The 19493-nt window shown below is 59.8% G+C and carries 21 protein-coding genes; 8 read left to right on the top strand and 13 right to left on the bottom strand.

Annotated elements, in window-relative coordinates; genetic code table 11:
• Positions 1–272: 272 nt before the first annotated feature.
• Positions 273–821, bottom strand: coding sequence for a cupin domain-containing protein (locus O9X91_RS10475; RefSeq protein ID WP_006315224.1), 549 nt, complete (start codon positions 819–821; stop codon positions 273–275).
• 145 nt (positions 822–966) lie between these two features.
• Between O9X91_RS10475 and aptA the strand changes: the two genes are divergently transcribed.
• Positions 967–2301, top strand: a complete 1335-nt coding sequence (aptA, locus tag O9X91_RS10470) for an omega-aminotransferase AptA (RefSeq protein ID WP_142911920.1) — start codon at positions 967–969, stop codon at positions 2299–2301.
• 56 nt (positions 2302–2357) lie between these two features.
• On the opposite strand, the gene O9X91_RS10465 is transcribed toward aptA, so the two are convergent.
• From O9X91_RS10465 to O9X91_RS10450, 4 genes are all read right to left on the bottom strand, one after another.
• Positions 2358–3143: a L,D-transpeptidase gene (locus O9X91_RS10465; protein ID WP_137411622.1), complete on the bottom strand. Its 786-nt coding sequence runs from the start codon at positions 3141–3143 to the stop codon at positions 2358–2360.
• A 19-nt stretch (positions 3144–3162) separates the two neighbouring features.
• Positions 3163–4218 carry a L,D-transpeptidase family protein gene (locus tag O9X91_RS10460; RefSeq protein ID WP_269834301.1) on the bottom strand — a complete coding sequence of 352 codons (1056 nt, stop codon included), beginning with the start codon at positions 4216–4218 and terminating at the stop codon, positions 3163–3165.
• A gap of 176 nt (positions 4219–4394) precedes the next feature.
• Complete coding sequence (locus O9X91_RS10455; RefSeq protein ID WP_142911921.1) at positions 4395–5180, bottom strand: SDR family oxidoreductase; 786 nt, start codon at positions 5178–5180, stop codon at positions 4395–4397.
• The gene (locus tag O9X91_RS10450) at positions 5177–5560 is read right to left on the bottom strand and encodes a hypothetical protein (RefSeq protein WP_162520334.1); all 384 of its coding nucleotides are present in this window, start codon (positions 5558–5560) and stop codon (positions 5177–5179) included. The genes O9X91_RS10455 and O9X91_RS10450 overlap by 4 nt, the downstream gene beginning before the upstream one ends.
• A 97-nt stretch (positions 5561–5657) precedes the next feature.
• Here O9X91_RS10450 and O9X91_RS10445 point away from each other — a divergent pair, with 97 nt between their 5' ends.
• Positions 5658–6230, top strand: coding sequence for a DNA-3-methyladenine glycosylase (locus O9X91_RS10445; RefSeq protein WP_142911922.1), 573 nt, complete (start codon positions 5658–5660; stop codon positions 6228–6230).
• 401 nt (positions 6231–6631) lie between these two features.
• On the opposite strand, the gene O9X91_RS10440 is transcribed toward O9X91_RS10445, so the two are convergent.
• Positions 6632–6829: a hypothetical protein gene (locus tag O9X91_RS10440; protein ID WP_077984997.1), complete on the bottom strand. Its 198-nt coding sequence runs from the start codon at positions 6827–6829 to the stop codon at positions 6632–6634.
• A gap of 174 nt (positions 6830–7003) precedes the next feature.
• On the bottom strand, positions 7004–8017 hold the full coding sequence (locus tag O9X91_RS10435) for a substrate-binding domain-containing protein (RefSeq protein ID WP_077984998.1): 1014 nt from the start codon (positions 8015–8017) through the stop codon (positions 7004–7006).
• Between the two features lie 268 nt (positions 8018–8285).
• Between O9X91_RS10435 and O9X91_RS10430 the strand changes: the two genes are divergently transcribed.
• The 6 genes from O9X91_RS10430 to O9X91_RS10405 all read left to right on the top strand — a co-directional run bounded on the left by O9X91_RS10430 (position 8286) and on the right by O9X91_RS10405 (position 14357).
• A complete protein-coding gene (locus tag O9X91_RS10430; RefSeq protein WP_077984999.1) occupies positions 8286–9551 on the top strand; it encodes an ABC transporter substrate-binding protein in 1266 nt (421 codons plus the stop codon).
• A gap of 64 nt (positions 9552–9615) precedes the next feature.
• Positions 9616–10590, top strand: coding sequence for a carbohydrate ABC transporter permease (locus O9X91_RS10425; RefSeq protein ID WP_142911924.1), 975 nt, complete (start codon positions 9616–9618; stop codon positions 10588–10590).
• Positions 10587–11420, top strand: coding sequence for a carbohydrate ABC transporter permease (locus O9X91_RS10420; protein ID WP_045018509.1), 834 nt, complete (start codon positions 10587–10589; stop codon positions 11418–11420). The genes O9X91_RS10425 and O9X91_RS10420 overlap by 4 nt, the downstream gene beginning before the upstream one ends.
• Positions 11421–11430: 10 nt before the next feature.
• Positions 11431–12459, top strand: a complete 1029-nt coding sequence (locus O9X91_RS10415; protein WP_142911925.1) for an ABC transporter ATP-binding protein — start codon at positions 11431–11433, stop codon at positions 12457–12459.
• Between the two features lie 57 nt (positions 12460–12516).
• Complete coding sequence (locus tag O9X91_RS10410) at positions 12517–13302, top strand: ThuA domain-containing protein (RefSeq protein ID WP_077985002.1); 786 nt, start codon at positions 12517–12519, stop codon at positions 13300–13302.
• Between the two features lie 5 nt (positions 13303–13307).
• A complete protein-coding gene (locus tag O9X91_RS10405; protein ID WP_269823569.1) occupies positions 13308–14357 on the top strand; it encodes a Gfo/Idh/MocA family protein in 1050 nt (349 codons plus the stop codon).
• 103 nt (positions 14358–14460) lie between these two features.
• Here O9X91_RS10405 and queE read toward each other — a convergent pair whose 3' ends face one another.
• The 6 genes from queE to O9X91_RS10375 all read right to left on the bottom strand — a co-directional run bounded on the left by queE (position 14461) and on the right by O9X91_RS10375 (position 19488).
• Positions 14461–15216 (bottom strand): 7-carboxy-7-deazaguanine synthase QueE, encoded by a 756-nt coding sequence (gene queE, locus O9X91_RS10400; RefSeq protein WP_269833843.1) that lies wholly within the window; start codon positions 15214–15216, stop codon positions 14461–14463.
• Entirely contained in the window at positions 15213–15569 is a 357-nt protein-coding gene (gene queD / locus O9X91_RS10395; RefSeq protein WP_077985005.1) for a 6-carboxytetrahydropterin synthase QueD, read from the bottom strand. The genes queE and queD overlap by 4 nt, the downstream gene beginning before the upstream one ends.
• Complete coding sequence (queC, locus tag O9X91_RS10390) at positions 15569–16279, bottom strand: 7-cyano-7-deazaguanine synthase QueC (RefSeq protein WP_269833844.1); 711 nt, start codon at positions 16277–16279, stop codon at positions 15569–15571. The genes queD and queC overlap by 1 nt, the downstream gene beginning before the upstream one ends.
• A 143-nt stretch (positions 16280–16422) precedes the next feature.
• On the bottom strand, positions 16423–17556 hold the full coding sequence (locus O9X91_RS10385) for a Gfo/Idh/MocA family protein (protein ID WP_269833845.1): 1134 nt from the start codon (positions 17554–17556) through the stop codon (positions 16423–16425).
• Positions 17557–17578: 22 nt separating this feature from the next.
• Complete coding sequence (locus O9X91_RS10380) at positions 17579–18343, bottom strand: sugar phosphate isomerase/epimerase family protein (RefSeq protein WP_142911929.1); 765 nt, start codon at positions 18341–18343, stop codon at positions 17579–17581.
• 56 nt (positions 18344–18399) lie between these two features.
• Positions 18400–19488 (bottom strand): ABC transporter ATP-binding protein, encoded by a 1089-nt coding sequence (locus tag O9X91_RS10375; RefSeq protein WP_269833846.1) that lies wholly within the window; start codon positions 19486–19488, stop codon positions 18400–18402.
• Between the last annotated feature and the right edge of the window lie 5 nt (positions 19489–19493).

Below are 19493 nucleotides of genomic sequence, written 5' to 3'. Positions count from 1 at the left end.
GACTATTAAAGTTTTTTGCATCGCAGCAAGATTTTGGCAATGCATATAAAATTTGACATATTGGCCGGGATTTTTTGCCCGTCATTGTCGCTACGCCAATAAAAAGCGATGGAAAAATCGCAAGGAGGGCGCAAAGACGGCAAAAGCGTGGCGAGGAACCGCATTCCCGTCATAGCAGCCACGCAAAATTGCCGTAGCTCGTGGCGTTTTTTCTTCGCCCGGCGGGATTTCACCCTATCACCGGTGCCACAAACCACCGGATATGGCGGGAATCAGAAGGTCGGTGGCGTGCAGGCACTGATCACTTCGCAGGGCACCGGACCGACACAACGGAAGCGGTGGGGCCTGCGGCTTTCGAAATAATAGGCATCACCGGGGCCAAGCACCCGCCTCTCCTCATCGACAGTTACTTCCAGACGCCCTGAGAGGATGATGCCGCCTTCTTCGCCATCGTGAACCAGCGGAACCTTGCCGGTATCGGCGCCCGGCTGGTAACATTCCTTCAGGATTTGCAGGCTGCGGCCGAAAACATTCTCCCCCACCTGCCGGAAGGAAATCGGCCCCTTGCCGATTTCAACCAGTTCATCCGCCCGGTAAAAGGCCTTGCGGCTGGTTTCCGGCTCGAAGGCGAAAAACTCGGCAAGACCGATCGGTATGCCATCGAGAATGCGTTTCAGCGCGCCGACGGATGGGTTCGACGTGTTGCTCTCAATCAGCGAAATCGTTGAATTGGTGACTCCGGCACGCCGTGCCAGTTCGCGCTGGGAAATATTGTGACGCAGCCGCAAATGGCGCAAACGTCCGCCTAAATCCACCGACATGCGCAAGCCTCCGTTGCCCTTGTTCGAAATATCGAAAATATGGCTCCACACCTATAACATTTTCAATAGCTTGGCCACGGAAAGAAAAGGGCTTGTTCAGTCGAGAAAATAGCTTTCAATCACCGGCAACGAACAGGAGATCACCATGGACAATCCGAACCGATCCAATTCCACCTCGCTTGACAGCTACTGGATGCCGTTTACCGCCAACCGGCAGTTCAAGGCCAATCCCCGCCTGCTGACGAGCGCCGAAGGCATGTATTACACCAGCAATGACGGCCGCCAGGTTCTCGACGGCACGGCTGGCCTTTGGTGCGTCAATGCCGGCCACGGCCGCCAGCAGATCGCGTCGGCCGTAAAGCACCAGCTTTCGACCATGGATTATGCGCCCTCCTTCCAGATGGGCCATCCCGTCGCCTTCGAATTCGCCGAACGGCTGGCTGAAATCGCCCCCGGCCCGGAAGGCGCAAAGCTCGACCGCGTGTTCTACACCGGCTCGGGTTCTGAATCGGTCGATACGGCGCTGAAGATCGCCATCGCCTATCAGCGCGCCGTCGGTCAGGGCACGCGCAGCCGCCTGATTGGCCGTGAACGCGGCTATCATGGCGTCGGCTTCGGCGGCATCTCCGTGGGCGGCTTGGTCAACAACCGCCGCGTTTTCCCGCAAATCCCTGCAGATCATCTGCGCCACACGCATGATCCGGCCAAGAACAGCTTCGTCAAGGGCCAGCCCGAGCATGGGGCCGAGCTTGCGGACGATCTGGAACGGCTGGTCGCCCTGCATGGCGCGGAAACCATCGCCGCCTGCATCGTCGAACCGGTCGCCGGCTCCACCGGCGTGCTGGTGCCGCCGAAGGGTTATCTGGAGCGTCTCCGCGCCATCTGCGACAAGCACGGCATCCTGCTGATTTTCGATGAGGTCATCACCGGTTTCGGCCGCATGGGCTCCACTTTCGCCAGCAACTATTTCGGTGTTACCCCAGATATCGTCACCACGGCCAAGGGCCTGACCAATGGCGCCATCCCCATGGGTGCGGTCTTCACCAGCCGCAAGGTGCATGATGCGCTGATGCATGGGCCGGAAAACCAGATCGAGCTCTTCCACGGCTATACCTATTCCGGCCACCCCGTCGCCTGCGCCGCCGGCATAGCGACGCTCGACATCTACCGCGACGAGGGTCTCTTCACACGCGCGGCCGAATTGCAGGATGTCTGGCACGACGCCATCCATTCCCTGAAAGGCTTGCCCAATGTCATCGACATCCGCACCATCGGCTTCATCGCCGGCATCGAGCTGCAATCGCGCGACGGTGCTGCCGGCGCACGCGCCTATGACGTCTTCGTGGATTGCTTCGAGCGCGGCCTGCTCATTCGCGTCACCGGCGACATCATCGCCCTTTCACCGCCGCTGATCGCCGAAAAATCCCATTTCGACGATATCGTCTCCATCCTCGGCGATGCGCTGAAGCGCGCGCAGTAAGAAACATGCAAACAAAAAAGGGCCGCGCTTCGAAGCGCGGCCCTTTTTGTGCCTTGTCAATAGGTCTGTGTCGGTTGCGACAGGCCGTCGCCGATCACGCCGTTACCATATTGCGCTACGGGCACACCGTCCTGGCTAATCGGCACGCCCTGTTGTGCGGGGCCGAGCGCCGTCACCACGATCGGTGTCCCGTCGGGTACGCGGTTATAAAGATCGATGATATCCTGGTTCAGCAGGCGAACGCAGCCTGAGGATACCGACTTGCCGATGGTCCACCATTCCGGCGAACCGTGCAGGCGGTAGATCGTGTCCTTGCCATCCTTGAAGATATAGAGCGCACGCGCGCCGAGAGGGTTCTTGAGGCCCGGCTCCATGCCGCCGTTGCGGCTGCTATAGGGTTCCAGCTCCGGCTGGCGCGCTATCATCTCATCGGGTGGCGTCCAGCGCGGCCATTGCCGCTTGTACTGAATGACGCCGCGGCCGGACCATTCAAAGCCCGCGCGGCCAAGACCGACGCCGTAACGCATGGCCTGATTGTTCTCATAGGTGAGATAGAGGAAATGATTGGCCGTATCGACCACGATGACGCCGGGGCGCTCACCCGTCGGGTTTGCCACCATTTGCCGCAGGAACTGACGCGGAATCCGCTTATAGGGAATCTCGGGCAGCGGGAACTGTTCGTCCGGCTTGGGGCCATACATCATGGCGTACATCGGGTCGTCAGCGGGCGGCGCAGGCCTCGCTGCCTCACGCGTCGTCGTGTTGCAGCCCGCAAGGCCGGCAAGCGCCACGCCACCTGCTCCAAGCAGGAAACCCCGCCGGGTCGTCATCGTCTTATTCAATTGAAAAACCTCATTTACGTCATCTCACGCCGACAAAGGGATCTGCCAGCGCCGCCTCGGGGCGGCTTATAGGATACTTCGTGCCGGAAACCCGCGACGCCATGGCCTTGGCGCCGCTGGATTTCAAAATGGCTCGGAAGCTTGGATGCATGCCGCCGTCTACATACGCGCTGAGCGGGGCGGAAGTTCCGTCGCTCATGGCAGCGGCAAGCTTTTGTTGCTCTTCGGCCAGTTTCGACGCCACCAGCGGATCCTGCTGGTTGATCGCCGGAGGGCAGGCCGCTAACGGATCCGCAGGTTCGCCTTCGGCGAATTCACTGTTGAAAACATAACGGCGGCCGCAGACGGAAACCTTGGGCTGCCTGCGCGTTACCTCGAAATAATCGTAGCCTTCCTTCAGCGTCTTCCAGAACGGCATGTTGGGGTCGTCCCGATGCGCCGCCATGTTCCTTGCGGTCATACGGAAGGGATAGGCCTGCACCTGAAAGCGGTCCTGTCCGCCCTGGAGCGCACGCGCGACGATGGCATAAATCTCACCAACCTGCGCATCCGTCATGGCGTAGCAGCCGGAAGACGAGCAGGCGCCATGCACCATCAGCGCCTCACCGGTGTAACCGAGCGCCGATTCCAGCCGGTTAGGATAACCGAGATTGAAGGAGACATAATATTGTGAGTTCGGGTTCAACATGCCGGCCGAAACATGATAAAAACCTTCCGGCGCCTGCCGGTCGCCCGACTTCATCTTGGGGCCGAGTTTTCCGGACCAGCGGCACATGGGATAAGCCTTGAGCAGAGCGTAATTTCCGGTCTTGTCGATCTTCCAGACCTCAAGCTCGCTTTCCTGCTTGAAAATGCGAACGAGGACAGGACTTTCCGGGCGCATGCTCTTGGCCGACATCTGCGCCATCATCTTGGACGACAGTTTCGGCGGGTCTTTCTTGACGCTATCGAGCCCCATGGAAGTGCACGCGGCAAGGCCGCCGCCGATCGCAACGATCGCAGCCATTCTTGCCCCTACCCTTACCTTTTGCCGCAACCCCGCAACCGCGAAATCCAGCATTGCCTGCATGCCCATGGATCGTTCTGCCCGCCTGATTTGCCCGCCTTTCCGGCAGACGCTTAACTATCGAAGGTGGCCACAACACGGCAACCTCGCCCATGGACAAAGTCTCGTGAACAGACGTTACCCATTCGTTAATCATAAAGACACAAGCCTGTGATGCCGCTGGCGTTGAGCTTAAAGGCTGCAGATTATCGGAGCAGCCCTTGGCCGCCATCGATCCAAACCGGCGTGCCGGTAATGTGGCGGGACGCGTCCGACGCCAGGAAACCGATCAACGCGGCGACGTCGTCGCTCGTTCCGGCCACGCCGCCGGTTACCGGAATATCCCCAGCCGGGAAACGAACTGGAACCTCCGTTTTTTCCCGCCCGCGTATATCGGTATTCTCATCGATTGCCGTTTCGATTTCGCCCGGACACACCGCATTGACGCGAATACGGTGGCGCCCCAGCTCCAGCGCCAGTTGCTGCGCCATGGCGAGTTGTCCGGCCTTCGTCACGGAATAGGCCGTAGCACCGGGCGATGTGAAGGTTCGGGTGCCATTGATCGACGAAATGATAACGATGGATCCGCCGCCGGCCGCTTTCAGATGCGGCACGCTGGCATGGACGGTCAGATAGGTGCCGCGCAGGTTGATGCGGATCGTATCGTCCCATTCGGACGGTTGCAGCTCATCGATGGGCGCCCAGACTCCATTGACGCCAGCATTGGCCACCACGACATCAAGCCGGCCGAAATCCTCAACCAGCGCTGCGACCGCGTGACGCATGGCCGCCTCATCCGCCACATCGGTCATGAGCACTTTCGAAGAACCGGATTCGGCTCCTATTTCACGCGCGACATTGTTCAATTCCGATTCGGTGCGGCCCAACAGACCGACCGAGAAGCCCTGCGCCGACAGATGAAGGGCGGCGGCGCGCCCGATGCCGGAGCCAGCGCCGGTCACCAGTGCAACTTTGCGAACAACCAATGTCACTGCCCTCCTTTTCGCGAAGCAATGGAGGTGACCGTTGCCGAGACGGGATCACTCGCCGGGAAACTGTCTTCCAGTCCCTCTTCCAACTCCTCCTCCAGAATGTCGCGATCCTTCGATGTGCGAGCGCTCGCCTGTCCGTGCGGAGCTTCATCCTGCGCCGTACCTAGAGCGGAAAATTGCGAAGGCGCATCCGCACCATGGCGCGTTCCGAAGGCGGTCAGTTGCACCATCACAGCGCTCGCCCGCTTGATGGCCTCGGCATCGTCGATCCCTTCGAGACCATCGGCGAGGCGGACCGAGACCTGATCGCCGTCGCTGCCGACGAACTCGACGGAGATAACCCCGTTATTGCGTTTTACATAGGTCGTGGAAAGTTGCATGACATGCCCTCCGGCTGGGGAAGCACCGATACGAATCCGATGCTGGAAAACGGTTAAATCCTGAATTCACAACGATGGCAGAGCGGAAGGGTTCCAGATGAATCAGGCCTTTGGCCCGGAAATGCAGGAGCCTTTCTTCCTGCGCGATGCGGTGGATGTCGCCCGCGCCCTCATCGGCGCGGAGTTCCGCATTGGCGATACCGGCGGCATCATCGTGGAGACAGAGGCCTATCATCCGGACGACCCGGCATCCCACAGCTTCAACGGGCAGACGCCGCGCAACAGCGCTATGTTCGGCCCGGCCGGCCGTCTTTATGTCTACCGCTCCTATGGTATTCACTGGTGCGCCAACTTTGTCTGCGCCCCCGGTTCCGCCGTACTTCTGCGCGCCATCGAACCCATGACCGGCATAGACATAATGAAACTGCGAAGGGGAACTGACAAGCCGAAACTTCTCTGTTCTGGTCCGGGTAGACTCTGTCAGGCGCTGGCTATTACTGGGGAGATGGACGGCGCGCCGTTGGACGCAGCGCCTTTTTTCCTGCAGTTGCCGAAAGAAGCCAGCGCCGTTACCAGCGGCAGACGAATCGGCATCAGCCGCGCGACGGAATATCCGTGGCGCTTCGGGCTAAAAGGCTCGGCTTTCGTCAGCAAGAAATTCGAGAATTGAAAGGCGTGAAAGGCGAGAGCACCCTCGGCGGCTCGTCATTTTCGTCGGGGTTGGGAGTCGGCGCCTCGTCCGGCGCCCGGTCAGGTTCCGGTCCTTCTACCGGCGGTATCTCCGGCTGCGGCGGCACAGGCATCGGCGGTTCGGGATAGGGTTCGAGGGGAACGGCTGGCATGGCGGCCTCCTGATAACCACGCTTTGCCACCGTGGACACAAGCAGCAGTTTTATAGCATGGGACAGCGCCTTCGCGCTTAAACAAGTCGGGCGGCGCAACACCCAATTCGCCCATCGGTCAAATGCCGGTCAGGTCCCTTCGGTCAGGTTGCGCCGCCCCGCGGGTCGTACAGGGAAAACGCTGAGACGGCCCGTCCGTTCCGTTTTAATGACGTTTTTTTGCGCCGGCTCAGGCGAAACCCAGCGCGCTGCGGGAAACGTCGCGATTTTCACAATAGTCGCGGGAATGGGCCTCGTGACCATGTTCGCGAGCGGTCGAGCGGGTCAATTCCCGGCTTGGAACATTGAGCAACGCATCGGCATAGGTGCCGGTCGCCTCGACGTCATCGATCACAGTCTGCTGTTGCAGCTTAAGAAATTCAAACATCCGTCCACCTCCTTCGACACGTCCCCTCAACGCGCCGGCCCGGGTCCTGTTCCATAACGCCCGTGACTGTTCCGATTATACATGAGACGACGCGGACGTATAGATGACGAAAGGCGAACGTCATCAAACGACGTTCACAAAATGGAGTGGAATCAGTGAGCTATGGCACCAGGCTCAGGCCGGACTGACCGACTCCCGCAAGATCAGTTCGACCGGCCACAATTCCTGAACCTCGCTGACGGGGCGACCGCCGATGATCTGCAAAAGCAGGTCCGTCACCCGCATCCCCGCCATGCGCATGGGCGAGCGAGTGGTGGAAAGCGGCGGCATCATGCTTTCCGGCGTGAGGTAAGGAAAAACGTCGTCATGGGCGATGACGGAGACATCCTTGCCGATCGTCAGCCCCATCTGCGTGGCCGCGCGATAGACACCCTGCGCCGTCATCATCGCGCCTGCCACGAAGGCCGTCGGGCGCGGCGTCTGCTCCAGAAGCGAGCGGGCGAAACGGAAGGCCGCCTCCTCGCTGAAATGCTCACTCATCATGAACCGCGGATCGGGCGTAATGCCGTGGGTCGCCAGCGCCTTCCGAAAACCCTGCTCGCGGTCCTGCACGAAAGTGCGGCCAACCGGACCATTGATAAGGGCGATACGCCTGTGTCCGCGCTCCAGAAAATGGATTGTCGGACGATAGGTCACATCGTGATTGTCGATATCGAGCCAGGCATGTTCGAAAGGCGTTTTTGAGCGGCCGTGCACGATGAAGGGCACACCCAGCCGGTTGAGCAGCGCAATGCGCTCATCCTCCGGGCGCGGCGAATGCACGATGATGCCATCCACCCGGCCGCTCGCCGCAAGCCGGCTGAAAATCGCCAGTTCCTCGTCAATATTATTGTCGACCGTGACACTGACGAGGATGTCGGTCTCCTCATTTTCCAGCCGTGTCGCCATGCCGCCCATGAATTCCGAAAAGAAATGCCCGCCGCCTGAACGACCCATGACAACGCCGATGGCGCCGGCCCTGCCCGTTGCAAGCCTCACGGCGTTGGCATTCGGCCGGTAGCCATATTTCAGCGCAGCCTCCATCACCCGCTGGCGCGTTTCCTCGCGCACCTCGGGGTAGCCGCCCAGCGCCCGGCTGACGGTGGTGGGCGAAAGCCCGACTTTCTCTGCGAATTCCTTGAGCTTCATAATTTTTTGCCAATTTGCCCCTGCATGCGTTGCCGCCGCGGATTTTTCAAGCCGACAAAAATTGAAAACGATTTCAATTTTCCTTCACCTGAAACCTTACAGTTGATCATTCCCAAAGGCAAACGCCGAAAATTACAGACTAAATCAGCCGATTTCCGGGAAAATAGAAAGAGTATTGACAGATCGCTCGGCTTTTGAGAGCCTCGCATCAGTCAAAAGCGCTTTCAATTTTGAGGATAATCGGAAGCGTCAACGGAGGAGTTTGACAATGAATATTTCCCTGAAGACTTTGTTCCTGTGCGGAACCGTATTTTGCGGCGCCGTTTCGGCTCAGGCGGCCGAACTTTCGATCGCCGCCAACTCGACCGGCAAAAACATCGCATTTTTCAAGGAGCGGATAGCCGCCTTCGAAAAAGAAACCGGTCACAAGGTCAATCTCGTCACCATGCCGTCATCGTCCAGCGAACAGTTCAGCCAGTACCGGCTGTGGCTTGCCGCCGGCAACAAGGATGTCGACGTCTACCAGACGGACGTGATCTGGGCGCCGCAGCTGGCCGACCAGTTCGTGGATCTGACCGCAGCGACGAAAGATGTCATCGGCGATCATTTCCCCTCCATCGTCGCTTCGCAGACGGTAGACGGCAAGCTCGTCGCCATGCCGATGTTCACCGACGCGCCAGCGCTTTTCTATCGCAAGGACCTTCTGGAAAAATACGGCAAACAACCGCCGAAAACCTGGAAGGAACTGAGCGAGACCGCCAAGGAAATCCAGGACAAGGAGCGCGAGGCTGGCCAGAAGGACCTCTGGGGCTTCGTTTTCCAGGGCAGCGCCTATGAAGGCCTGACCTGCAACGCGTTGGAATGGATCGCCTCTGCCGGTGGCGGCCATATCGTCGAGACCAACGGCGATATCTCCGTGAACAATGAAAAAGCCGCGGCCGCCATCGAAACCGCCAAGGGCTGGGTCGGCACCATCGCGCCGCAGGGCGTGCTTGCTTACAAGGAAGAAGAAGCGCGCGGCGTCTGGCAGACCGGCAATTCCGTCTTCATGCGCAACTGGCCCTATGCCTATGCACTGGGCAATGGCGACGACAGCGCCATCAAGGGCAAGTTTGGCGTCACCCCGCTGCCCGCCGGTGCGGAAGGCGAGGCCCCTGCCTCCACACTCGGCGGCTGGAACCTCGCCGTTTCGAAATATTCCGACGATCAGGAAGCGGCCATTCAGCTGGTGAAATTCCTGGCGTCGAAGGATACCCAGAAGATGCGCGCGATCCAGCTCTCCAACATGCCGACGATCGCATCCCTTTACGATGACAAGGATGTCGCCGACGCGCAGCCCTTCATGCCGACATGGAAACCAATCTTCCAGACCGCCGTTCCGCGTCCCTCCGCCGCGGCGAAGGTGAAATATAACGAAGTTTCCGCCAAGTTCTGGGGCGCCGTGCACAACACGCTCTCCGGCAACGGCACGGCGGCTGAGAATCTCGAACTTCTCGAGGTTGAACTGACCGATCTCAAAGGCAACGGCTGGTAATCCGGCCCGCGCGGGCGGCGGTCTCGCCTGATCGCCTTCCGCGCCCCAACCGCGAGATATCCCCATGAACGACATCGCCCTTCAAAAACCGGTCGCGGTATCCGGCGCCAGCTCCGACCTGCAATCGGAACGCCTGAAATCCGCCTGGCTGTTCCTTGCCCCCACATTTCTGGTGCTGGCGCTAGTGGCCGGCTGGCCGCTGGTGCGCACCGTGTGGTTCAGCCTCACCGACGCTTCGCTGACCAATCTAGAGGGTGCGCAATTCGTCGGCCTCAAGAACTATCTCACCTGGATCACGCTCAGCAGCGGCCGCACCATCTATCGCGGCCTTCTTGCCGATCCCGCATGGTGGGGCGCGGTTCTCAACACACTCAAATTCACCATCCTCTCTGTCAGCTTCGAAACCGTGCTAGGCCTCGTCGTCGCTCTGGTTCTGAACGCGGAGTTCAAAGGACGCGGCTTTGTGCGCGCCGCCATCCTCGTGCCATGGGCCATTCCGACCATCGTCTCGGCGCAGATGTGGGCGTGGATGCTGAACGACCAATTCGGTATCCTGAACGACCTGTTCCTCAATCTTGGGCTGATCTCCCAGAAGATCGCATGGACAGCCAATCCGGATACCGCAATGGTCGCCGTGCTGATCGTCGATATCTGGAAGACGACGCCGTTCATGGCGCTGCTCATCCTCGCCGGCTTGCAGATGGTGCCGAAGGACATGTATGAGGCGGCCAAAGTGGACGGCATCCACCCCGTCAAAGTGTTCTTCCGCGTCACGCTGCCGATGATCAGGCCCGCGCTCATGGTCGCTGTCATCTTCCGCATGCTGGATGCGATGCGCGTCTTCGACCTCATCTACATTCTGACGCCGAATAATGCCCAGACCCGCACCATGTCGGTGCTGGCGCGCGAGAACCTGTTCGATTTCGACAAGTTCTCCTACGGTGCTGCAGCCTCCACCATGCTGTTCCTCATCATCGCCTCGATCACCGTCATCTATATGTGGCTGGGGCGCGTCAACACCGATGGAGCCGCGCGATGACCCTGCCAAGCATCCTGAAAACCACCGCGTTTTATGCGCTGGTCGCCGTCATCATGGTGATTTCGGTATTCCCGTTTTACTACGCGATCCTGACGAGCCTGAAATCCGGCTCGGCGCTGTTCCAGGTCAATTATTGGCCCCGCGAATTTTCGCTGACCAATTACAGCTTTGTCATCGGCAACGGCACGTTCCTGCGCAATCTCGGCAATTCACTGTTCGTTGCATCTTCGGTCGTCGTGCTGTCGCTGTTCCTTGCGGTAACCGCGTCCTATGCCTTGGCCCGCGTGCGCTTCCGGGGCCGCTCGCTTCTCCTGCTCACCATCCTGTCGGTTTCGATGTTCCCGCAGATCGCCGTTCTTGCCGGCCTGTTCGAACTGATCCGCTGGGCGGGCATCTTCAACACGCCGCTCGCGCTGATCTTTTCCTACATGATCTTCACCCTGCCCTTCACGGTATGGGTGCTGACAACCTTCATGCGTGACCTGCCGATCGAAATCGAGGAAGCGGCAATCGTCGATGGCGCAACCCCATGGGTCATCATCACCCAGGTGTTCATGCCCTTGATGTGGCCAGCGCTCGTCACGACAGGGCTTCTCGCCTTCATCGCGGCGTGGAACGAGTTCCTCTTTGCGCTCACCTTCACCTCATCGAACGAGCAGCGCACGGTGCCTGTCGCCATCGCGCTCCTGTCGGGTGGCTCGCAGTTCGAAATCCCCTGGGGAACGATCATGGCGGCCTCCGTCATCGTCACAGCACCCCTCGTCGTCCTCGTTCTGATCTTCCAGCGACGCATCATCTCCGGCCTCACCGCCGGCGGCGTCAAAGGCTAGGAGAAAATAAATGACCACCATTCAACTGCGCGATCTTCGCAAATCCTTCGGCGCCTTCGATGTCATCAAGGGCATCGACATGGATATCCGCTCCGGCGAATTCATGGTCTTTGTCGGCCCTTCCGGCTGCGGCAAGTCCACGCTTCTGCGCCTCATCTGTGGGCTGGAAGAGATTTCGAGCGGCACCCTGTCCTTCGACGGCGAGGCGGTGAACCGCCTGCCGCCCGCCAAACGCGGCGTCGCCATGGTCTTCCAGTCCTATGCGCTTTATCCGCATATGACCGTGTTCGAGAACATGGCCTTCGGCATGAAATTGTCAGGTGCGAACAAGGAACAGCGCAGGAAACGCGTGGAAGCGGCAGCCGAGATGCTGCAGCTCACACCCTATCTGGAACGTCTGCCGAAGCAGCTTTCCGGCGGCCAGCGCCAGCGTGTTGCGATCGGCCGCGCCATTGTGCGAGATCCGAAGGTGTTCCTGTTCGACGAACCGCTCTCCAACCTCGATGCGGCGCTGCGCGTCGCCACCCGTCTGGAAATCGCCAAGCTGCATCGCGAAATGCATGACACGACAATGATCTATGTTACCCACGATCAGGTGGAGGCTATGACGCTCGCCGACCGAATCTGCGTGTTGCGTGACGGCCGCGTCGAGCAGATCGGCACGCCGCTGGAGCTTTATGAAAGCCCTGTCAACACCTTCGTCGCAGGCTTCATCGGCTCGCCGAAGATGAACTTCCTCACCGGCAAATATGCCGAAGCCGAAGGCGCAAAAACCATCGGCATCCGCCCCGAACACATCACCATCGCCCCCAACGGCGACGGCTGGAGCGGCGAGATCGTGCATTCGGAAATGCTGGGATCGGACAGCTATATCTATGTCGAGATTGGCGCGGATGAACCCGTCGTCGTTCGCGAAGAGGGCGTGACCGGCCGCACGGCGGGCGAACGCATCGCCGTTGTGCCGGATGAGGCTCAAATCCACCGTTTCGACGCCGAGGGCCGGGCGCTTACCCGCAACCCTGCCAGGGGTGCCGCCTGAACAGTTAACTTTCGCCGGGCTCACCCAAAGTCCCGGCTTTCACCGAGGAGCATGACAATGACCATCAACACCGTTGTATGGGGCGAAAATATCCACGAACACATCAACGAGACGGTGCGTTCGATCTATCCAAACGGCATGCACAACACCATCGCCGACGCGCTGAACCAGAACCCTGAGATCAATGCCACGACAGCTACGCTGCAGGAGCCGGAACACGGGCTTTCGCAGGAGCGCCTCGACAAGACCGACGTTCTCGTCTGGTGGGGCCACAAGGATCATGGCGCGGTTCAGGATGAAATCGTCGAGCGTGTCGCCAAGCGCGTCTGGGAAGGCATGGGCCTGATCGTCCTGCATTCCGGCCACTTCTCCAAGCCGTTCAAGCGTTTGATGGGCACGCCATGCGCGCTGAAATGGCGTGAGGCAGGCGAACGCGAGCGTCTGTGGACGATCAATCCGCGCCACCCGATTGCCGCCGGCCTGCCGGAACATTTCGAGCTCGAAAACGAGGAAATGTATGGCGAACAGTTCTCCGTGCCGGAGCCGCTGGAAACCGTCTTCATCTCCTGGTTCCAGGGCGGCGAAGTCTTCAGATCCGGCCTCACCTGGCGTCGCGGCGCCGGCAACATCTTCTATTTCCGCCCCGGGCACGAAACCTATCCGACCTATCACGATGCCAATGTCCAGAAGGTCATCAGCAATTCGGTGAAATGGGCCTATAATCCGATTGGCGCACTGAAGAGCATTCACGACGCCCCTAATGTCCCCATCGACAAGGCGCTGGAGCCCATCGAAGAACGCGGTCCCAAGCTGCACAAGGCAGGCGAAGCAGGTTACAGGTAAACACCATGAGACTTCTCATTCTCGGAACCGGCGGCATGGCCAACAATCATGCCACCTATTTCTCACAAATTCCCGGCGTCGAACTGGTCGCGGCGGTGGATGTGGATGACGTGGTGGTGCGCGGCTTTGCGCTCCGCCACAACATCCCGCTTTCCTTCACCTCGTTGGACGACGCCATCGCCTGGGGTGAATTCGATGCGGCAGCCAATGTCACGCCGGACGCAATCCACCACCCGACCAGCCTGAAGCTGCTTGCGGCCGGCAAGCATGTCTTCTGCGAAAAGCCGCTGGCGGAAAACTACGCCAAGGCCGCCGAAATGGCCGATGCCGCCGAGAAGGCTGGCCTCGTCGCCATGGTCAACCTCACCTATCGCAACGTCGCACCCTTGCAGGCGGCGCGTGAAATGGTGTTGGCCGGCGAAATCGGCAAGGTGCGGCATCTGGAAGCCTCCTATCTCCAGAGCTGGCTCGTTTCCAAGGCCTGGGGCGACTGGATGACGGAGAGCAAGTGGCTGTGGCGACTTTCCACCAAGCACGGCTCAAACGGCGTGCTTGGCGATGTCGGCATCCACATTCTCGACTTCGCCTCCTATGGCGCGGGCAGCGATGTGGAACGCATCTTCACGCGGCTGAAGACCTTCGACAAATATGAAGGCAACAAGATCGGCGCCTACGATCTCGACGCCAATGACAGCTTCACCATGACCGCCGAGCTTGAAAACGGCGCCATGGGCGTCATCCATGCCAGCCGATGGGCAACGGGCCATCTCAACGAACTTCGTTTGCGCATCCACGGCGACAAGGGCGCACTCGAAGTCATCCACACGCCCGACTACTCCAGCCTGCGCGCCTGCATCGGTGACGATGTGGAAAAGGCGATCTGGAAGACGATCGATGTCGACCCGGTGCCGACGAATTACGAAAAATTCGCCAAGGCGGTGATGGAAGGTGGCGTCGCCGACCCGGACTTCCGCCACGCCGCCAATCTGCAGAAGGTGCTCGATCTGTCGATCATTGCGGATCGGGAAAGGCGCGAGCTGACCGTTTCGGCTTGAGTTGCAGGAGAGCGGCGGCGTAAGCCGCCGCCTCCAATACTGCAGCGTGTAACTGTTATCTCCCGTCACCCCGAATCTAGCCCGGCATGACGGAGGTAATACCTCAAACGCCTCGCTTATTCCCCCACAACAGCACATGCAGCTGCGGCAGCACGCGGGCGGAAAACCAGCGATCCACGCTGACCTTGTCCACCAGCCACAACATCCGGTCCATCACCCCATCGATATCGACACGCGCATCGTCGTCATCCGGCGGTGGCGGGGTGTGGTTTCCGGGCTGGAGATAGACAGGCAGATGCGGGAAACGTGCGGATGCCGCCTTGGCATAGGCATAGTCCACATCGTCGAACACCACGATCTTCAGCGCCACCTGCGGCCCCTCGCCGGCGGCGGCAAGACAGCCTTCGAAGGCTTGCCAGTCGGTTTCCATTTCGCTCGATGGCGGCTTGGGGCTCAGCACCAGATGGTCGAGATCGGCAAACCAGTCTTTGGCGATACTGCCCTGCGTTTCCAGCGCAAAGCGATACCCCTCGCCCTGCCCCTTCGATATCAAAGATCCGAGCGGCTGGATGGCCGGATTGCCGCCAGACAGCGAGACCGTCAGCGGCACGCCGCCGGACAGCCGCCGCACCTCCTGCCAGATTGCGTCGACCGACATGGGTTTCCACGTTTCGCGATAATCGCTATCGACCGCGTGCAGCGTGTCGCACCAGGAACAGCGATAATCGCAGCCGCCGGTGCGCACGAAGACGGTCGGCAGACCGATCAGCAGACCTTCGCCCTGAATGGTGGGCCCGAAGATTTCGCTGATGCGGATCGTTGCGTCCTTCGCTGCAATCTTGTGTGCAGCCATCGTCATGGCCGGTATTCCGCCCAGGTCTTGGCGGTTTCGCTGACGCGCACGGCGCTGGTTTCCGGCAGACGCTCTTTGCACCAGTCATAAAAATGCTTCGCCAGGCATTCCGCCGTCACCCGGTCATGGCCGAGAACGTCATTCAGGTGGCGATGGTCGAACTTGTCGTCGATGTAGTGCTTCAGCGGCGCAAGCTCATGATAATCGCGCACGAAACCGTGCTCGTTCAGCGCTTCGCCTGCCAGCTCGATCTCGACAATGTAATTATGCCCATGCAGGCGATTGCACTGGTGATCCGACGGCAGGCTTTTCAACTGGTGAGAGGCGGAAAAGTGAAACTCCTTGGTGATGCGGAACATCAACGCACCTCCTGCGCCGCAAAGGCGTGGGTGGCCGCCACCCAGAAGTCCGGGTCCTCATAGTCTGTCGGATCGGTAACGCCTGCCAGATGAAAGGCCTCGCGCCGTTCCACGCAGGTGCCACAGCGGCCGCAGTGCCGCAAGCCGCCCTTGTAACAGGACCATGTTTCACCGAAGGGCGTTCCATATTTTGCACCATCGGTCACGATGGCCGCCTTGGAAACGGTGACGTAGGGCGCGAAGAGTTTCACATCGGCATAGCCTTCAAGCGCGTTCGCCTGCATGGCGTTGAAGCTGTCGATGAAGCCCGGCCGGCAGTCGGGGTAGATGAAATGATCGCCGCCGTGCACGGCAATCGCCACCGCATCCGCCTGCTGCGCGGCAGCCAGCCCAAAAGCAATGGTGAGCATGATGGCATTGCGGTTCGGCACCACGGTGGAGCGCATGGTCTCCTCCGCATAGTGGCCATCAGGCACCTCCACATCGTCGGTCAGTGCGGAACCGGTGAGATGCGCGCCGATGGTTCTGATATCGATAATATGATGCGGCACGCCGAGCCGTCTGGCGCAATCGGCGGCAAAATCCAGTTCCTTCCTGTGGCGCTGACCATAATCGAAGGAGACGAGAGCGAGAAGCTCATGTTCCGCGGCGATTTTATGCGCGAGCGAAACGGAGTCCAATCCGCCGGAGCAGATGACGATAGTTTTCATAATTTAGGATCCCTTGTTTTGACCGGGTGGGCTGCGACCGGATACGGCGCGGCTTTAAAGCAAAGCGAAGGGATTGTGAAGGGCTGCCGCTAAAACAGGAAAGCGGCGAAGTCGCCTTCGCCGCTTTCCGGATCATAAACGCATTAGCGCAGCAGCGCCTGCGCCTCCTCGATGCCGAGGGCTGCCGGCTGTGTGCAGGTCGTTGTCATCTCGATGAAGCGGCCTTCCTCACCGGACTTCAGGATCGAGGTCATCACGTCGATACCGTGCAGGGAGCGATCCAGCGAGCAACGTGCATCACGGCCCTCCAGAATGGCAATCGCCATATCGGCAAGGCCGGCCGTGCGGTAATTGGCGCGCGGGCCGTGGGGACTTTCCTGGTTGGAAATGCCGAAAGGATGCGCCCAGTCTTCCAGCGGCTGGATATTCTTGTCTCGGCCGCTGGCTTCGACAACCCCGCCGAAGAAATTGGGGTCCGGCACATAGATCGAGCCTTCCGTGCCGTAGAGTTCCATATTGGCGTGGCGGTGCGACCAGACATCCCAGCTGGCGGAAAGTGTGATCGTCGCACCGTTCACAAATTCCAGCAGCGCGTGGATATTGGTCGGCGTTTCGACGGGAATGACCTCGCCGTTCAGCGGCTGGCTGGTCACCGTACGGGTCGGATTGGCCATGCTTGTCAACGCGCCGACGCGCTTTATCGGGCCGATGAGGTTGATGAGGTTGGCAACGTAATAGGGACCGAGATCGAGGATCGGCCCGCCGCCCTTGAGGAAGAAAAAGCCCGGATTGGGGTGCCACATCTCCATACCGGGACTCATCACATGGCAGGTGCCAGACGTGATGCGCCCGACCTTGCCGTCATCGATATATTGCCGGGCAAGCTGATGCGCACCGCCGAGGAAGGTATCCGGGGCGCAGCCGACGGAGAGATTTTTCTCGCGGGCAATGCGCCGCAGCTCCTCACCCTCTTCCAGCGAAAGCACCAACGGCTTTTCCGAATAGACGTGTTTTCCCGCCTCAAGGGCTGCTTTCGACACCGGGAAATGTGCGGCGGGGATGGTGAGGTTCACCACCACATCGATTTCGGGATTGGCGAGCAGTTCCTCGATGGACTGCGCGACAACACCGAATTCTTCCGCCCTCAGCTCCGCCGCATTGCGGTTGAGATCAGCGCAGGCCAGCACCTTGATGCCCTTGAAGAGCGGTGCCAGCGAGAAATATGCAGACGAGATATTGCCGCATCCTATGATGCCGACGCCAAGATCCCTGGTCATGATGAAACTCCGAAATTGATACTCAGTAGGTTTTGAAGGAAGCGATCGAGCGGGTGATCAGTCGATCTATGTCCTTGGGATTGTCGTGCTCGACCACGAAATGTTTCGTGGCGGATTTCGCCTTCAGCGCCGCGACGAGGCCTTTCCAGTCCACCGTACCATGGCCGACATCGGCCCAGCCGTCCTCATCCGCATTCTCGCCAGCCGGCGCGATATCCTTGACATGCACGGCGGAGATGCGCTTGCCGTAGCTTTCGATCCAGGCGAGCGGATCGGCATTGCCTCTGATAATCCAGGCGATATCCGCCTCCCATTTCAGGTCCGGGCCGCCGGCAAAAATCTGCTCCTGCGGGGTGGAGCCGTCGGCGAGCTGCTTGAATTCAAAGTCATGGTTATGCCAGCCGAAAGTCAGACCGGCATCCACGAAGGGCTTTCCGGCCTCCTGCAGACGCTTGCCGAAGGCAAACCAGCCAGCGGCGTCTGTCGGGCGCTGATCAGGCATCAGATAAGGGCAATAGATTGCCTCTACACCCAGAACCGTGGCAATATTGAGCGCCTTTTTCGGGTCACCCTCGAGAAGATCGAGGCCGAAATGACCGGTCGGCATCGAAAGGCCGTTGGCTTCGAGTTCGGCGCGCAGGCCTTTTAGGCCTGGTTCATCCAGCGAAGCATACATCGCGCCATAACCCTCGACATGTTTATAACCCGCAGCCGAAAGCTTTTTCAGAATATCGGAAAAAGGCTGGAAATTGCGGGCGCTGTAAAGCTGAAAACCGAGTTCTGTCATTGTCTCCTCCATAGAGATCTGGGTCTTGGGATTGTGTGGGGGAAATCGGAGGCGTTCTAGAGCCGCTCCTCGCTTTGCGCGTCGAACAGTGAGGCCATCGTCATGTCGAGGCCGAGGCGCACCTTCGTGCCCGGAGAGAACCGCCTGTGGCCGCCGACGCGGACCGACATGGTGTGCCCGGCATGTTTCAGCCAGATCAGATTGTCGGCCCCCATCGGCTCCTCGATATCGACGATTGCCTCATGCACTTCGCCACCGACGATATCGGCATCGACCCGCACATGTTCCGGGCGCACCCCGAGAACGACGGCGCGGCCGCCGGCCAGCGGCGTTTCCGCATGATAACCGTCCAGCGCGAAGGTGACGCCGTTGGTGGTGAAGACCACCTTGCCATTCTTCTCGATCAATTCACCCCGCAGGAAATTCATCGAGGGCGAACCGATGAAACCGGCGACGAAGAGGTTCCTCGGCTTGTTGTAGATGGTGACCGGGTCCGCCAACTGCTGGATGACGCCGCTCTTCATGATGGCGATGCGATCCGCCAGCGTCAGCGCCTCGATCTGGTCGTGCGTCACATAGATCATGGTGTTCTTCAGCGACTGGTGCAGCCGCTTGATTTCGACACGCAGTTCCGAGCGCAGCTTGGCGTCGAGGTTCGAGAGCGGCTCGTCGAACAGGAACACATCCACATCGCGCACCAGCGCCCGACCGATCGCCACGCGCTGGCGCTGGCCGCCGGAAAGCTCGGCGGGCTTGCGCTTCAGCAAAGGCTCGATCTGCAAAATGCCCGCCGCCCTTTTGACGCGGCGGTCGATCTCCTCCTTCGGCACCTTGGCGACCTGAAGGCCGAAGGACAGGTTCTTTTCCACCGTCATCTGCGGATAAAGCGCGTAGGACTGGAACACCATGCCAATGCCGCGATCCTTCGGCTCTTCCCAGGTGACGTTGCGGTCCTTGATGTATATCTGTCCGTCGGTCGGTTCCAGAAGCCCGGCAATGCAGTTGAGAAGGGTCGACTTGCCGCAGCCGGACGAGCCGAGCAGCACGAGGAATTCGCCGTCATAAATATCGAGATTGAGATCTTTCAGCACGGCAACGGCGCCGAAGGACAGTGAAAGATCGCGGATGGAAACGCTTTTGTTCATATAGC

It is taken from the genome of Agrobacterium salinitolerans (assembly GCF_027498475.1).
Classification (GTDB): domain Bacteria; phylum Pseudomonadota; class Alphaproteobacteria; order Rhizobiales; family Rhizobiaceae; genus Agrobacterium; species Agrobacterium salinitolerans.
The sequence above is the reverse complement of the archived record's forward strand: the minus strand, read 5'-3'. Positions and strand labels throughout refer to the sequence as shown.

Bases quoted from the DNA above. Each gene is read 5' to 3' on its own strand.
- O9X91_RS10430 (WP_077984999.1), top strand. From the start codon at position 8,286: ATGAATATTTCCCTGAAGACTTTGTTCCTGTGCGGAACCGTATTTTGC.
- O9X91_RS10475 (WP_006315224.1), bottom strand. From the start codon at position 821: ATGTCGGTGGATTTAGGCGGACGTTTGCGCCATTTGCGGCTGCGTCAC.
- O9X91_RS10385 (WP_269833845.1), bottom strand. From the start codon at position 17,556: ATGACCAGGGATCTTGGCGTCGGCATCATAGGATGCGGCAATATCTCG.
- O9X91_RS10435 (WP_077984998.1), bottom strand. From the start codon at position 8,017: ATGAAGCTCAAGGAATTCGCAGAGAAAGTCGGGCTTTCGCCCACCACC.
- O9X91_RS10440 (WP_077984997.1), bottom strand. From the start codon at position 6,829: ATGTTTGAATTTCTTAAGCTGCAACAGCAGACTGTGATCGATGACGTC.
- O9X91_RS10445 (WP_142911922.1), top strand. From the start codon at position 5,658: ATGAATCAGGCCTTTGGCCCGGAAATGCAGGAGCCTTTCTTCCTGCGC.
- O9X91_RS10410 (WP_077985002.1), top strand. From the start codon at position 12,517: ATGACCATCAACACCGTTGTATGGGGCGAAAATATCCACGAACACATC.
- queE (WP_269833843.1), bottom strand. From the start codon at position 15,216: ATGACGATGGCTGCACACAAGATTGCAGCGAAGGACGCAACGATCCGC.
- O9X91_RS10405 (WP_269823569.1), top strand. From the start codon at position 13,308: ATGAGACTTCTCATTCTCGGAACCGGCGGCATGGCCAACAATCATGCC.
- O9X91_RS10425 (WP_142911924.1), top strand. From the start codon at position 9,616: ATGAACGACATCGCCCTTCAAAAACCGGTCGCGGTATCCGGCGCCAGC.
- O9X91_RS10450 (WP_162520334.1), bottom strand. From the start codon at position 5,560: ATGCAACTTTCCACGACCTATGTAAAACGCAATAACGGGGTTATCTCC.
- O9X91_RS10375 (WP_269833846.1), bottom strand. From the start codon at position 19,488: ATGAACAAAAGCGTTTCCATCCGCGATCTTTCACTGTCCTTCGGCGCC.
- O9X91_RS10420 (WP_045018509.1), top strand. From the start codon at position 10,587: ATGACCCTGCCAAGCATCCTGAAAACCACCGCGTTTTATGCGCTGGTC.
- O9X91_RS10380 (WP_142911929.1), bottom strand. From the start codon at position 18,343: ATGACAGAACTCGGTTTTCAGCTTTACAGCGCCCGCAATTTCCAGCCT.
- O9X91_RS10415 (WP_142911925.1), top strand. From the start codon at position 11,431: ATGACCACCATTCAACTGCGCGATCTTCGCAAATCCTTCGGCGCCTTC.
- O9X91_RS10460 (WP_269834301.1), bottom strand. From the start codon at position 4,218: ATGGGCATGCAGGCAATGCTGGATTTCGCGGTTGCGGGGTTGCGGCAA.
- aptA (WP_142911920.1), top strand. From the start codon at position 967: ATGGACAATCCGAACCGATCCAATTCCACCTCGCTTGACAGCTACTGG.
- queD (WP_077985005.1), bottom strand. From the start codon at position 15,569: ATGTTCCGCATCACCAAGGAGTTTCACTTTTCCGCCTCTCACCAGTTG.
- queC (WP_269833844.1), bottom strand. From the start codon at position 16,279: ATGAAAACTATCGTCATCTGCTCCGGCGGATTGGACTCCGTTTCGCTC.